The sequence below is a fragment of the Amycolatopsis sp. NPDC098790 genome, from assembly GCF_044759945.1.
Lineage (GTDB): Bacteria > Actinomycetota > Actinomycetes > Mycobacteriales > Pseudonocardiaceae > Amycolatopsis.
This window is the reverse complement of the sequence record NZ_JBIWAI010000001.1, coordinates 478922-491141: the sequence shown is the minus strand read 5'-3', so window position 1 is coordinate 491141 and position 12220 is coordinate 478922. Positions and strand designations below refer to the sequence as shown.

Genomic DNA, 12220 nt, shown 5'->3' with positions numbered 1-12220 from the left:
AATCTTTCCAAGTCCTCGCGAGAGGCCAGGCCCCTTTAGCTCAGTCGGCAGAGCGTCTCCATGGTAAGGAGAAGGTCTACGGTTCGATTCCGTAAAGGGGCTCTCGACCTCAGCCGCGTCACGCCTGCGTGTCGCGGCTTGGGTCATGTAAGGGCGGTGTAGCTCAGTTGGCAGAGCAAGCGGCTCATAATCGCTGTGTCGCCGGTTCAAGTCCGGCCACCGCTACGCGGTAACGACGGGGCTGGCCCCCGGACCTGAGAGAGAAGGAAACGCTGTGGCTGCCACCGACGTGCGACCCAAGATCACGCTGGCGTGCGAAGAGTGCAAGCACCGCAACTACATCACCAAGAAGAACCGGCGCAACAACCCGGATCGCCTGGAGATGAAGAAGTTCTGCCCGAACTGCGGTACGCACCGGACGCACAAGGAAACCCGCTGACCGCGTAGCGCGTTCGCACCAGCTTCGAAGAGCCGCCCTGGACCACCGGGGCGGCTCTTTGCTGTTGGTAGCCTCTCCGGGTGCCTTTGGACGAGTCGTTCACCGGGCGGGTGTACCCGCCGCAGACCAGCTACGAAGTGAGCCGCGAGAAGATCCGCGAGTTCGCCGACGCGATCGGGGACGAGAACCCGGTCTTCCGCGACCCTGAAGCCGCGAAGGCCGCCGGCCACCCGGACGTGATCGCCCCGCCGACGTTCATCACGATCGTCAACCTGGCGGCGATCAACGCGATCGTCACGGACCCCGAGCTGGGTCTCGACTACTCGCGCATGGTCCACGGAGACCAGCAGTTCAGCTACAGCCGCCCGGTCCGGGTGGGCGACCAGCTGCTGCTGACGACCCACATCGACAAGATCATGGCCCGAGCGGGCAACGACTTCATCAACTTGCGGGCGGAGATCGTGGACGCCGAGGGCGAGCACATCGCCACGACGAGGGCCCAGCTGGTGGTCCGGGGGGAGGCAGCGTGAACGTCGGCGACGAGCTGCCCGGAATCGAGGTCCGGGTGACAAGGGACCAGCTGGTCCGCTACGCGGGCGCGGCGATGGACTTCAACCCGATCCACTGGAACGAGGCCTTCGCGAAGGAAGTTGGACTCCCGGACGTGATCGCGCACGGGATGCTGACGATGGCCCTGGCGGGCAGGGTGGTGACGGACTGGCTGGGCAACCCGGCGAGGCTGATCGACCTGAGCGCCCGCTTCACGAGGCCGGTGGTGGTCCCCAACACGCCCGAGGGGGCAGTGGTGGAGTTCTCGGGCAAGGTGGGGGCGGTGAACGAGGACGGAACGGCCCGAATCGACCTGGTGGCGAAGTTCGAGGGCAAGACGGTCCTGGGCAAGCCCCAGGCATTGGTGCGCATCTAGCGCAGCGAGGCGAGACCACCAGAGCATCGGTGCACGCCTAGCGTCAGCGAGACCACCAGGCCATCGCTGCACATCTAGCGTCAGCGAGACCAACTCAAGCACCGATGCACGCCTAGCGTCAGCGAGACCAACGCAAGGGGCTAAGAGAACAGGCCCCGACGAGCACCCAGACCCCCGCGCACCCCGATCCGAAGCCAGAACACGGCCGGCACCACCGGGTCAAGGCATCTTTCCCGCCTTGACGCGGTGATGCCGGCCGTAGTCACAATGCCAGCTTCGGGGTGCCGTAAGACAACTCAAGGAAGCTTGAGAACCCCCAGAACAGCATCAGCCATCCCCTGCTCCCCCCGAACATTCGGATGAAGCGGAGCGGTACGAGAGGTAGGAATAACCCCCTCAACCCACCGAGTATCCGAAGAAGAGCAAACATCATGCCCCTTACTAGGAGCAGCGGTATCGGCATAACCAGCCGAGTGAGAATCAGCCTGATCCTCAAGCATCTTGTTCAACTTCCCCAAGGCCCCCCGGAAGTAATCAACATCCCCGGACCCCACGGGAAGCACCGGCCAACACCCATCCCCATCAGGCAGAACAGTCGGATACCCAACCACAACAACCTTGGCCTTCGGAGCCTTGGAATGGATCTTGTCGAGCACAGCGCCCAACTTCGGAGCAGCAGCGTCAATCCGTTCAGCCAACTGATCCCGCCCCCCAGCGGTCAACCGATCCCGACAAGGCGACCCGGAGGGATGAGCAGTGGCACAGGAAGCAGCAAGCGAGATGAACCCGACATCGTTCCCCCCGATCCCCAAGGTAACCAGCGTGGTCTTGGAGTTCACGGCATCCAACTGAGCCGGATTGGTCCCATTGGAAGTCTTCTGAGGCGAGGTCAAATTGGCGATGGTCGCACCAGAGCAGCTGACATCAGCCAACTCGGCAGGCTTCAGCTTCGCCGAAACGACATGGGGGTAGTTGTCGAGCGAACGCTGACACCCGGCCGGAGGACCGGCGTCCCGCCCGTTGTGCGGCGAGGACGTGTAGGAGTCGCCGAGAGCGACGTACCGCCCGGTGCCACCCCCGGTCTGCGCCCCGGTATCGGGCGGAGCCGAAGAGGACCCGTGCTGCCACTTGTAGTACCCGAAGGCCAGCAGACCGACGACGATCACGACAACGAGGCAGCCGCCCCCACTGTTCTTGGCCACACATCGTTTCTACCGGTGCGAGGGCCGTCCCGAAGTGGGCAATCCGGGTGACTAGGGGGAACCACCGAACCCCGCAGAGTGACAATGATCTCCGTCACACCAATTCGGCGGCCAGCTCCAGAGCGTGGTCGACGTCCTTGGCGACGTAGTGCAGATCGACGAGAACTTCCGTGATGCCCAGCTCGCGAGCCACGTCCAGGCAGGGAGCGACGTCCGCGACGGTCTCGACGCCGGTACCCGCGCGAGGGTTGATCCGCAGCACGCGCCGCAAGGCACCCGGGTCACGCCCGGCCTTCTCGGCGGCGTCGACCGCTGCGGACCAGAGCCCGATCAGGTACTCCTTGGGCATCCACCCGGCCAGCCACCCGTCCGCGCGCCGGCCCACCCGCGCGAGCGCCGCCGGCGAGAACCCACCGAGCAGCACGGGCGGCCGCGGGTCCTGCGCCGGACGCAGCCCGACGGTCGACGGCGCGATCCGCCACTGCGGGCCCTCGTGCGCGACGGGGTCACCGGTCCACATGGCTTCGAGCGCGTCGAGCACCGCGTCCAGCCGCTTGCCGCGGCCCTCCCACGGGACGCCCGTCGCAAAGTACTCCTCGCGCAGCCAGCCGAGCCCGAACCCGACGTCCAGCCGCCCACCACTGGCGAGGTCGAGCGAGGTCAAGGCCCTGGCGAGCAGCACCGGGGAATAGACCGGGCCGGTCAGCGCGCTCATCCCGAGGCGGGCCGTGCGGGTCACCGCGGCCGCGGAGGCCAGCGTCGTGAACGGGTCCGCGAAGGTTTCGAACTCCACGGGGTAAGGGTGCTCCGGCGTCCCGCCGCCCGGGTAGAGGTCCGAGGGCGCGTGCGGCGTCAGGATCCGGTCGCCGACCCACAGGGAGCCGAAACCCAGGTCCTCGGCGGCGGTCGCGAAGCGCGCGACGGAGGCGGGGTCGGCGAGGGCGCCGTACTGGGGCAGCGCCAGCCCGAGCCGCAGCCCGCTCACCGGTGAGCGGGACTCCGGGTTGCTCGTCATGGCGGACATCCTGGCATGATCGGGAGGTCGGCGGGGAGTTTTCCGCAGGCAGGCCGGGGTTCGGCGGTCGATCGGGGGGCGCGGTTGCGGGCTCTCGCGAGGCTTGCCGTAGACTTCGGGACTTGGAACGCACTACGGTCATCCCCGCCTGGATGGTGGGGACGATGGAATGCGTCCACCGGGGCTCCGAGCGATCGGGGCCTCACAGGGGTGTAGCTCAATTGGCAGAGCAGCGGTCTCCAAAACCGCAGGTTGCAGGTTCAAGTCCTGTCACCCCTGCGTAACGGAACTGGTGGAGCGGAGGAGTGGTCGTGAGCGACAGCGACGCCAGCGGCGGCGAGCAGGAGCAGGACGGCACCGGGCCGAAGCCCGAGAGCACGTCCCGTCCCGTCACAGCCGCTGCCCGGCGTGAGCGCCGTGCGACCGCTCGTCCGGCGGGCAAGTCCGCGGCACGTGCGGACGACAAGTCCCGGCCGGCCGGCAAGTCGGGGGAGAAGACCGCCTCCGACGCGAAGGGTGCTCCGACCCCGAAGCGGGACCAGAAGGCGAAGAAGGCCTCCGTGTTCGCGCGGCTCCTGCGCTTCATCCGCGAGGTCTGGGCCGAGCTGCGCAAGGTCATCTGGCCGAACCGCAAGCAGATGGTCACCTACACCGCGGTCGTGCTGGCCTTCGTGGTGTTCATGGTGGCCCTGGTGAGCGTGCTCGACCTGGCATTCAAGTGGGGCATCGGCAAGATCTTCGGCTGACGCGCCCCGGCGCGCGCCGATGGGGCTCAGGTCCCGGCCTGACCCCGGCAATGATCAACTGAGAGGACGGAACGTGACCTCCGACAACGGCACATCAGCCGGTCACGACCTGACCGAGCTTTCCGACGAGCAGGTGCACACGGCACTCGGTGACGAGGAGTCCGAGCACCTGGAGCCCGTCGAGGTGTCCGACGAGGTCGACGAATCCGCTTCCGATGACGCAGCCGGTGCCGAGGACGACGACGTGGCCGAGGCCGACGCCGCTTCCGACGAGGCCGAGCCCGCCGCGGACGACGAGGACCCGGTCGCCAAGCTGCGTGCCGAGCTGCTCGCCGCGCCCGGCGAGTGGTACGTCGTGCACTCCTACGCCGGGTACGAGAACAAGGTGAAGACCAACCTCGAGACCCGGACCCAGACCCTGGACGTCGAGGACTACATCTTCCAGATCGAGGTCCCGACCGAAGAGGTCACCGAGATCAAGAACGGCCAGCGCAAGCAGGTGCAGCGCAAGGTGCTGCCCGGCTACATCCTGGTCCGGATGGACCTGAACGACGCCTCGTGGAGCGCGGTGCGCAACACGCCGGGTGTCACCGGGTTCGTCGGTGCCACCTCGCGGCCGTCGCCCCTGACCGTCGACGAGGTGCTGAAGTTCCTCGCCCCGAAGGTCGAGAGCGAAGCCCCGGCGAAGGCGGGCAAGGGCGAGTCCACCGCGACCGCCGCCCCGCTCGGCGGCCCGGCCGTCGAGGTCGACTTCGAGATCGGCGAGTCGATCACGGTCATGGACGGCCCGTTCGCGACGCTGCCGGCGACGATCTCCGAGGTCAACGTCGACGGGCAGAAGCTGAAGGTCCTGGTGTCGATCTTCGGCCGGGAGACCCCGGTCGAGCTGTCGTTCAACCAGGTCTCCAAGATCTGACGGCCGCCCGGTCGGCCGCAGTCCCCGCGTCCACGGCAGGTACGCGGGGAACGTAGTACAGGACAGGAAAAGAAATGCCACCCAAGAAGAAGAAGCTTGCGGCGATCATCAAGCTGCAGATCAAGGCGGGTGCGGCCAACCCCGCGCCGCCGGTCGGCCCGGCCCTGGGTCAGCACGGCGTCAACATCATGGAGTTCTGCAAGGCCTACAACGCCGCGACCGAGTCGCAGCGCGGGGACGTCGTCCCGGTCGAGATCTCCGTGTACGAAGACCGGTCGTTCGACTTCAAGCTGAAGACGCCGCCGGCCGCCAAGCTGCTGCTGAAGGCCGCGGGCGTGGAGAAGGGCTCCGGCGAGCCGCACAAGACCAAGGTCGCCAAGGTCACCTGGGACCAGGTCCGCGAAATCGCCAAGACCAAGGAGACCGACCTCAACGCGCACGACATCGACCAGGCCGCGAAGATCATCGCCGGTACTGCTCGGTCGATGGGCATCACGGTCGTCGACGCCTGACGTTTGCAGCACGCGAGATCGCGCCGGTTTCTGACCGAGCGATTTCGATCGGCCCCCGGGCCGAGCGGAATCGGGCGGGCAGGAAGCGGCTTGAGGGCGATCTCGCCGCCTCGACGGAGTCGAGGCAGACAACACCGTGGGAGAGCCCGTGCTGGCTCGTCACCACACTGATCCGTTTTTCGAAGTTAGGGACAGAAGCATGACCAAGCACAGCAAGGCTTACCGCCAGGCTGCGGAACTCGTCGACAAGGCGCGTCTGTACGCGCCGATCGAGGCCGCGAAGCTGGCGAAGGAGACCTCCAAGACCAAGATGGACGCGACCGTCGAGGTCGCGATGCGTCTCGGTGTGGACCCCCGCAAGGCCGACCAGATGGTCCGCGGCACCGTGAACCTGCCGCACGGCACCGGTAAGACCGCCCGCGTCATCGTCTTCGCCGTCGGCGACAAGGCCGCCGAGGCCGAGGCCGCCGGCGCGGACGCGGTCGGCACCGACGAGCTGATCGAGCGCATCCAGGGTGGCTGGCTCGACTTCGACGCCGCGATCGCGACGCCGGACCAGATGGCCAAGGTGGGCCGCATCGCCCGCATCCTCGGCCCGCGTGGCCTGATGCCGAACCCGAAGACCGGCACGGTGACCCCCGCGGTCGAGAAGGCCGTGAAGGACATCAAGGGCGGTAAGATCAACTTCCGCGTCGACAAGCAGGCCAACCTGCACCTGGTGATCGGCAAGGCTTCCTTCGACACGGAGAAGCTGGTCGAGAACTACGCGGCGGCGCTGGACGAGATCCTCCGCGCCAAGCCGTCGTCGGCGAAGGGCCGTTACCTGAAGAAGGTCACCTTCACGACGACGATGGGCCCGGGCATCCCGGTCGACCCGCTGCGGACCCGCAACCTCCTCTCCGAGGACGCGAACGTCTGAGTCTGAGATCACCGGAAAGGGCGTCCCCGCTTGCTGCGGGGGCGCCCTTTCTTCGTGTCTCATGGAGGTCATGCCGACTTTCGCGTCGTTCGACGGCCTCCGGTTGAACTACACGGTGTGGGAGGGCGACGGCGCCCACCACCCGGTACTGCTCCAACACGGCTTCGCGGCCGACACGAACGCGAACTGGATCTCGACGGGCGTGGTCGCGGCGTTGCGCGCGGCGGGCTTGACGGTGATCTCGCTGGACGCGCGTGGCCACGGGCGGTCGGAGAAGCCTCACGACGAAGCGGCGTACACGGGCGACAGCATGGCCCGGGACGTTTCGGCGCTGCTGGACGAGCTGGCGTTGGACGAGGTGTCCCTGGTCGGGTACTCGATGGGCGCGATCATCGCGCTGGCGGCGACGGCGTCGGCGTCGGACAAGCGGATCCGCCGGTTGGCGACGGGCGGAGTGGGGTCGGGGATCGTCGACTTCGGCGGCGTCGACCTGCGGGTGGTGAAGCCGGCGGAGATCGCTTCGGCGTTGCTGGCGGAGGACCCTTCGACGGTGCCGCCGTCGGGAGTGCCGTTCCGGTTGCTGGCCGATGCGACCGGCGGGGATCGTCAGGCGTTGGCGGCGGTGGCGTTGGCGTCGCAGGAAGGTCGTCTCGAGCTGTCGTCGATCGGCGTGCCGACGTTGGTGCTGGCGGGGGATCAGGACCTGCTGGCGGCGGAGCCGGAGCGGCTGGCAGCGGCCATCGCGGGGGCTCGGTTGGTGCGGATCCCGGGTGACCACATGACGGCAGTGATGGCGCCGGCGTTCTCGGAGGCATTGGTGGCGTTCTTGACCGCGCCGCAGCCCCGCTGAGCCCGGCCGGTCAGCCCGTCGGCGTGGTGGTGGCCGGGATTCCGCTGCACTTCGCCGGGCCGATGGCGTGGCCGGTGATGAGCCACTGTCCCTTTTCGACCTTCGACACCGTGAAGACGCCCAGTGCCGGGCCGCCGCTGACGGGGAAGTTGCAGGAATCGATCGTCACGGTGTCGCCGGGCAAGGGGTCCGAGACGCTCGACGGCAGGGATTCGGCGTAGTCGTTCTTGTTCGTCACCTGGGTGGCGAGGAACTCGACGGCCTTTTTGCAGTCGGTCTGGGCGGTGTTCTGGCGGAACGTCTGCGCGATGTCCTGGGCGAACTGGGTCTGGATGTCGCGCTGACCTTCGTTCTGGAAGCGGCCGCAGGCGTCGTCGACCCGGCCCTGGGCGATGTTGTGGTACACGAACCGGACGGCCTCGTACGGGTTCGTCGAGAAGACGTGGTTCGTGTGGTACTTCCCGCCGCCCTCCTGGGCGAGCTGGGCTGACGTCTTGCCTGCGTCGTTCGGGAAGAAGTGGTTGTACAGCCACGTTCCCGCGACGCCGAGGATGATGATCGCCAGGACCCACGCGATCACCTTCTTGCCCAGCCAGCTCAGCCACTTCGGCGCGCGACGGCGTTCGGCCGGGACCAGCTGGTAGCCCGGCGGGATCATCGGGGGCTGGGCGCCACCAGCCTGCTGGGGAGACGACGGCGGGGCCTGGACGACTCCCGAGTTCGGCGGTGGGGCCGGCTGGTTGCCCTGCTGGGTCTGGGTGAACCTCAGGTAGTCCTGGAACTGCTGGAACTGGCGGAACTGCTCCAGCTCGGCGGGGTCCACCGGCGGCTGTGGTGCGGGCGCGTTCGGGCCCGCCGGTTCGATTTCCGCTCCCGGCTTTCCGTCATCGCGCTGCTCCGCCACGTCACCATGATGCCCCACTGGGCCGCGGAGGTGGGGGTGGGAGAAGCCTTCCCGACTTGACAAGGTATTCTTCTCGACGGTTCTACCGAAGACCGCTGGTTTTCCCCGCTCCAACGGGGAACGAAGGTCCCGCAACTCGCCGGGCGGCCCGCGCAGGAGGAACGAGGCCCCGGCCGTCATGCCGGAAGAACGCCCCGCGCCTGCTTGCGCGAGGGCGTTTCGTCGTTTCGGGGGTCCCTCGCGTGCCAGTGGAAACACTAGCCAAGAGAGGAGGCGACCATGGCGAAGCCCGACAAGGTGGCGGCCGTCGCCGAGATCGCGGAGAGCTTCCGCAACAGCTCGGCCACCGTCGTTACCCAGTACACCGGCCTCTCCGTGTCCCAGCTGTCCCAGCTGCGCCGCGCTCTCGGCACCAGTGCCAAGTACCGGGTCGCGAAGAACACCCTCGTCAAGCGTGCCGCGGAAGACGCGGGCGTCACGGGGCTCGAGGACCTGTTCGTCGGTGCCACCGCCATCGCCTTCGTCGAGGGTGAAGCGGTCGACGCCGCCAAGGCGCTTCGCGACTTCGCGAAGGACAACAACGCGCTTGTGATCAAGGGCGGCTACATGGACGGCAAAGCGCTGTCCGTGGACGAGATCAACCGGATCGCCGATCTCGACAGCCGTGAGGTCCTGCTCGCCAAGGCGGCGGGCGCGTTCAAGGCGAAGCTGTCCCAGGCCGCCGCGCTGTTCCAGGCGCCGGCGTCCCAGGTCGCCCGCCTGGCTGCCGCGCTGGAGGAGAAGCAGCGCAACGCCGCCGGTACCGAAGCAGCCGAAGCACCCGCCGAGAGCTGAACCACCCCCACCCCGAACGTCTAGTTCGTTTTTCTGAGAGGAAGCCATCATGGCGAAGCTGAGCACCGCCGAGCTGATCGACGCCTTCAAGGAGCTCACCCTCCTCGAGCTCTCCGAGTTCGTGAAGGAGTTCGAAGAGGTCTTCGACGTGACCGCCGCCGCGCCGGTCGCCGTTGCCGCCGCCGGCCCCGCCGGTGCCGCCCCGGCCGCCGTCGAGGAGCAGGACGAGTTCGACGTCGTCCTCGAGGGCGCCGGCGACAAGAAGATCCAGGTCATCAAGGTCGTCCGCGAGGTCGTCTCGGGCCTGGGCCTGAAGGAGGCCAAGGAGCTGGTCGAGGCCGCTCCGAAGGCCCTCCTGGAGAAGGTCGACAAGGAGGCCGCCGAGGCCGCCAAGGAGAAGCTCGAGGCCGCGGGCGCCAAGATCTCCATCAAGTGATTTCGGGCGCGTGAGCGCCGAAGCACGCCGCGAAAGGGCGGGCACCCACTCGGGTGCCCGCCCTTTCGCTTTGTTGCACGGACGCGCCCCGGAGCGATCTGTTGACCATGACCGACCCCGAGCACCTCGAACTCCTCGCGCAGCAGCTGACCGACCGCGCGCCCCTGCTCACGCTCTCCCCGGCCGCCGTCGTCGCGCCCGTCGTGTTCCTGCTGGTCGTGGCCGCGTTCGCGCTGATCCCCTAGGAGCGGTGTCCGATTGGCCCCGGGTCCCTAAATTGAGGGTTCCGGGCTTCGGAGATCTGCGCTGTTGCCCCGAATGGACTAACGTGCCTCCCGTTGCCGATCACAGCGGGGTGTCGATGAACCCGGGGCTGGCCAGAAAAGAAAACTGGTGAGTAACCTGTTCGCACTCAGCTCGTTGCACCTGGTTGACGCGGGTTCATGGGGCGCCTGGAGCGCACCCGCCGCCGACGCGGGCGGCATGGGTGTGGCAGCGGGCGCAATGACGCGGAACAGCTCCTGGAGGTGCGATGGGTGCCGAGGTGGTCATCGAAGGCCTGACCAAGTCCTTCGGTAAGCAGGCCATCTGGCGGGACGTGACGCTGACCCTGCCCCCGGGCGAGGTGTCGGCGATGCTCGGTCCGTCGGGAACCGGCAAGTCGGTGTTCCTCAAGTCGATGATCGGGCTGCTCAAGCCCGACCGCGGCCGGTGCGTGATCAACGGTGTCGACATCGTCACCTGCTCCGAGCACAAGCTCTACGAGATCCGGAAGCTCTTCGGCGTCCTCTTCCAGGACGGCGCGCTCTTCGGCTCGATGAACCTCTACGACAACGTCGCCTTCCCGCTGCGCGAGCACACGAAGAAGTCCGAGACGGAAATCCGCCGGATCGTCCTCGAAAAGCTCGACATGACCGGTTTGAACGGCGCCGACAAGAAGCTCCCGGGCGAGATCTCCGGCGGTATGCGCAAGCGCGCCGGCCTCGCCCGCGCCCTGGTGCTCGACCCCGAGATCATCCTGGTCGACGAGCCGGACTCGGGCCTCGACCCGGTCCGCACCACCTACATCTCGCAGCTGTTCCTCGACGTCAACGCGCAGATCGACGCGACGTTCCTGATCGTCACGCACAACATCAACCTGGCCCGCACGGTCCCGGACAACCTCGGCATGCTCTTCCGCAAGGAACTGGTCATGTTCGGCCCGCGCGAGGTGCTGCTGACCAGCGAGGAGCCGGTCGTCAAGCAGTTCCTCAACGGCAAGATGCAGGGCCCGATCGGCATGTCCGAGGAGAAGGACAGCGCCCAGATCGCGGCCGAGCAGGCGATGTTCGACGCCGGCCACCACGCGGGCGGCGTCGAGGACGTCTCGGGCGTGCCGCCGCAGATGCAGCCGACGCCGGGCGTGCCGACCCGGATGGGCGCGGTCCGCCGCAAGGACCGGGTCATGGAGATCATGCACCGGCTCCCGGACGCCGCCCAGCAGAGCATCATCGCCTCCCTGAGCCCCGAGGAGCAGCGCCACTACGGCGTCAGCCCACGGCAGGTCGCGCACGCCCAGCAGCAGCAACAACAGCAGGTCCCGGCGGGCGCCCCGCGTGGCGACGGCGTCCCGAACCAGCACCACGGCCAGCTGCCCGCCGACCAGGTCGCGCGGATCCCCGGCGGCGGCCAGCCGCCGAGATCCGGCACGCACCGCTTGCCACCGAACAACGGGCCAGGTGGCCGGTGAGCTCTCCCGCATCACAGGCGAAGATCCCCGGGATCGGCATGCTCCGCGAGACCGGGAACCTGTTCGCCCTCGGCCTGGACATCATCCGCGGCCTGTTCCAGCGCCCGTTCCAGCTGCGGGAGTTCATCCAGCAGTCGTGGTTCATCGCGAGCGTGACCATCCTGCCGACGGCCCTCGTGGCGATCCCGTTCGGCGCGGTCATCTCGCTGCAGTTCGGTTCGCTCGCGCGTCAGCTGGGCGCGCAGTCCTACACCGGCGCGGGCTCCGTGCTCGCCACCGTGCAGCAGGCCAGCCCGCTGGTCACCGCGCTGCTGGTGGCGGGCGCGGGCGGCTCCGCCGTCTGCGCCGACATCGGCGCCCGCACCATCCGCGAGGAGATCGCTGCGATGGAGGTGCTCGGCGTCTCCGCGGTGCAGCGGCTGATCGTGCCGCGCACCCTCGCGATGATGCTCGTGGCGCTCCTGCTCAACGGCATGGTCAGCGTCATCGGCGTGCTCGGCGGCTACTTCTTCAACGTCGTGCTGCAGGGCGGGACGCCGGGTGCGTACCTGGCGAGCTTCTCCGCCCTCGCGCAGCTGCCCGACCTCTGGGTCGGTGAGCTCAAGGCGCTGATCTTCGGGTTCATCGCCGCCGTCGTCGCGTCCTACCGGGGCTTGAACCCCTCCGGCGGCCCGAAGGGCGTCGGGGACGCGGTGAACCAGTCGGTGGTCATCACGTTCCTCATGCTCTTCGTCGTGAACTTCGTGATCACCCTGATCTACCTGCAGATCGTGCCCGGAAAGCTGGACTAGCG

General features: G+C 67.8%; 16 protein-coding genes and 3 tRNA genes. 16 read left to right on the top strand and 3 right to left on the bottom strand.

Going from position 1 to position 12220, the window contains the following annotated elements; all coding sequences use genetic code 11:
- Positions 1–29 precede the first annotated feature (29 nt).
- From ACIQWX_RS02545 to ACIQWX_RS02525, 5 genes are all read left to right on the top strand, one after another.
- A tRNA-Thr gene (locus ACIQWX_RS02545) sits at positions 30–102 on the top strand.
- 50 nt (positions 103–152) lie between these two features.
- Positions 153–225 (top strand) — tRNA-Met (locus ACIQWX_RS02540).
- Between the two features lie 49 nt (positions 226–274).
- A complete protein-coding gene (gene rpmG / locus ACIQWX_RS02535) occupies positions 275–439 on the top strand; it encodes a 50S ribosomal protein L33 (protein ID WP_005152047.1) in 165 nt (54 codons plus the stop codon).
- Positions 440–519: 80 nt separating this feature from the next.
- Positions 520–969 (top strand): MaoC family dehydratase N-terminal domain-containing protein, encoded by a 450-nt coding sequence (locus ACIQWX_RS02530; protein WP_400864491.1) that lies wholly within the window; start codon positions 520–522, stop codon positions 967–969.
- Positions 966–1364, top strand: a complete 399-nt coding sequence (locus ACIQWX_RS02525; protein WP_400864488.1) for a MaoC family dehydratase — start codon at positions 966–968, stop codon at positions 1362–1364. Before ACIQWX_RS02530 ends, ACIQWX_RS02525 begins: the two co-directional genes overlap by 4 nt.
- 296 nt (positions 1365–1660) lie before the next feature.
- Here the strand turns inward: ACIQWX_RS02525 and ACIQWX_RS02520 are convergent, their stop codons facing one another.
- Both ACIQWX_RS02520 and ACIQWX_RS02515 read right to left on the bottom strand, forming a co-directional pair.
- On the bottom strand, positions 1661–2566 hold the full coding sequence (locus ACIQWX_RS02520) for an SGNH/GDSL hydrolase family protein (RefSeq protein WP_400864485.1): 906 nt from the start codon (positions 2564–2566) through the stop codon (positions 1661–1663).
- Positions 2567–2660: 94 nt separating this feature from the next.
- The gene (locus ACIQWX_RS02515) at positions 2661–3581 is read right to left on the bottom strand and encodes a TIGR03619 family F420-dependent LLM class oxidoreductase (RefSeq protein ID WP_400864483.1); all 921 of its coding nucleotides are present in this window, start codon (positions 3579–3581) and stop codon (positions 2661–2663) included.
- 206 nt (positions 3582–3787) lie between these two features.
- Here ACIQWX_RS02515 and ACIQWX_RS02510 point away from each other — a divergent pair.
- From ACIQWX_RS02510 to ACIQWX_RS02485, 6 genes are all read left to right on the top strand, one after another.
- Positions 3788–3860 (top strand) — tRNA-Trp (locus tag ACIQWX_RS02510).
- Between the two features lie 26 nt (positions 3861–3886).
- Positions 3887–4327, top strand: coding sequence for a preprotein translocase subunit SecE (secE, locus tag ACIQWX_RS02505; RefSeq protein WP_400864480.1), 441 nt, complete (start codon positions 3887–3889; stop codon positions 4325–4327).
- A 73-nt stretch (positions 4328–4400) separates the two neighbouring features.
- Positions 4401–5243: a transcription termination/antitermination protein NusG gene (gene nusG / locus ACIQWX_RS02500; RefSeq protein ID WP_400864477.1), complete on the top strand. Its 843-nt coding sequence runs from the start codon at positions 4401–4403 to the stop codon at positions 5241–5243.
- A 74-nt stretch (positions 5244–5317) separates the two neighbouring features.
- Positions 5318–5755, top strand: coding sequence for a 50S ribosomal protein L11 (rplK, locus tag ACIQWX_RS02495; RefSeq protein WP_043781763.1), 438 nt, complete (start codon positions 5318–5320; stop codon positions 5753–5755).
- A gap of 199 nt (positions 5756–5954) precedes the next feature.
- Entirely contained in the window at positions 5955–6674 is a 720-nt protein-coding gene (gene rplA, locus ACIQWX_RS02490; protein ID WP_086675533.1) for a 50S ribosomal protein L1, read from the top strand.
- Positions 6675–6744: 70 nt separating this feature from the next.
- Positions 6745–7524 (top strand): alpha/beta fold hydrolase, encoded by a 780-nt coding sequence (locus tag ACIQWX_RS02485; protein ID WP_400864473.1) that lies wholly within the window; start codon positions 6745–6747, stop codon positions 7522–7524.
- Positions 7525–7534: 10 nt separating this feature from the next.
- Here the strand turns inward: ACIQWX_RS02485 and ACIQWX_RS02480 are convergent, their stop codons facing one another.
- On the bottom strand, positions 7535–8428 hold the full coding sequence (locus tag ACIQWX_RS02480; protein WP_400864470.1) for a hypothetical protein: 894 nt from the start codon (positions 8426–8428) through the stop codon (positions 7535–7537).
- Between the two features lie 279 nt (positions 8429–8707).
- Here ACIQWX_RS02480 and rplJ point away from each other — a divergent pair, with 279 nt between their 5' ends.
- From rplJ to ACIQWX_RS02455, 5 genes are all read left to right on the top strand, one after another.
- Complete coding sequence (rplJ, locus tag ACIQWX_RS02475; RefSeq protein ID WP_125310035.1) at positions 8708–9262, top strand: 50S ribosomal protein L10; 555 nt, start codon at positions 8708–8710, stop codon at positions 9260–9262.
- Between the two features lie 49 nt (positions 9263–9311).
- Positions 9312–9698 carry a 50S ribosomal protein L7/L12 gene (rplL, locus tag ACIQWX_RS02470; protein WP_086675529.1) on the top strand — a complete coding sequence of 129 codons (387 nt, stop codon included), beginning with the start codon at positions 9312–9314 and terminating at the stop codon, positions 9696–9698.
- 107 nt (positions 9699–9805) lie between these two features.
- Positions 9806–9943, top strand: a complete 138-nt coding sequence (locus tag ACIQWX_RS02465) for a hypothetical protein (protein WP_400864467.1) — start codon at positions 9806–9808, stop codon at positions 9941–9943.
- A gap of 287 nt (positions 9944–10230) precedes the next feature.
- A complete protein-coding gene (locus ACIQWX_RS02460; RefSeq protein WP_400864464.1) occupies positions 10231–11427 on the top strand; it encodes an ABC transporter ATP-binding protein in 1197 nt (398 codons plus the stop codon).
- A gap of 38 nt (positions 11428–11465) precedes the next feature.
- Complete coding sequence (locus ACIQWX_RS02455) at positions 11466–12218, top strand: ABC transporter permease (protein WP_086675527.1); 753 nt, start codon at positions 11466–11468, stop codon at positions 12216–12218.
- Positions 12219–12220: the final 2 nt, after the last annotated feature.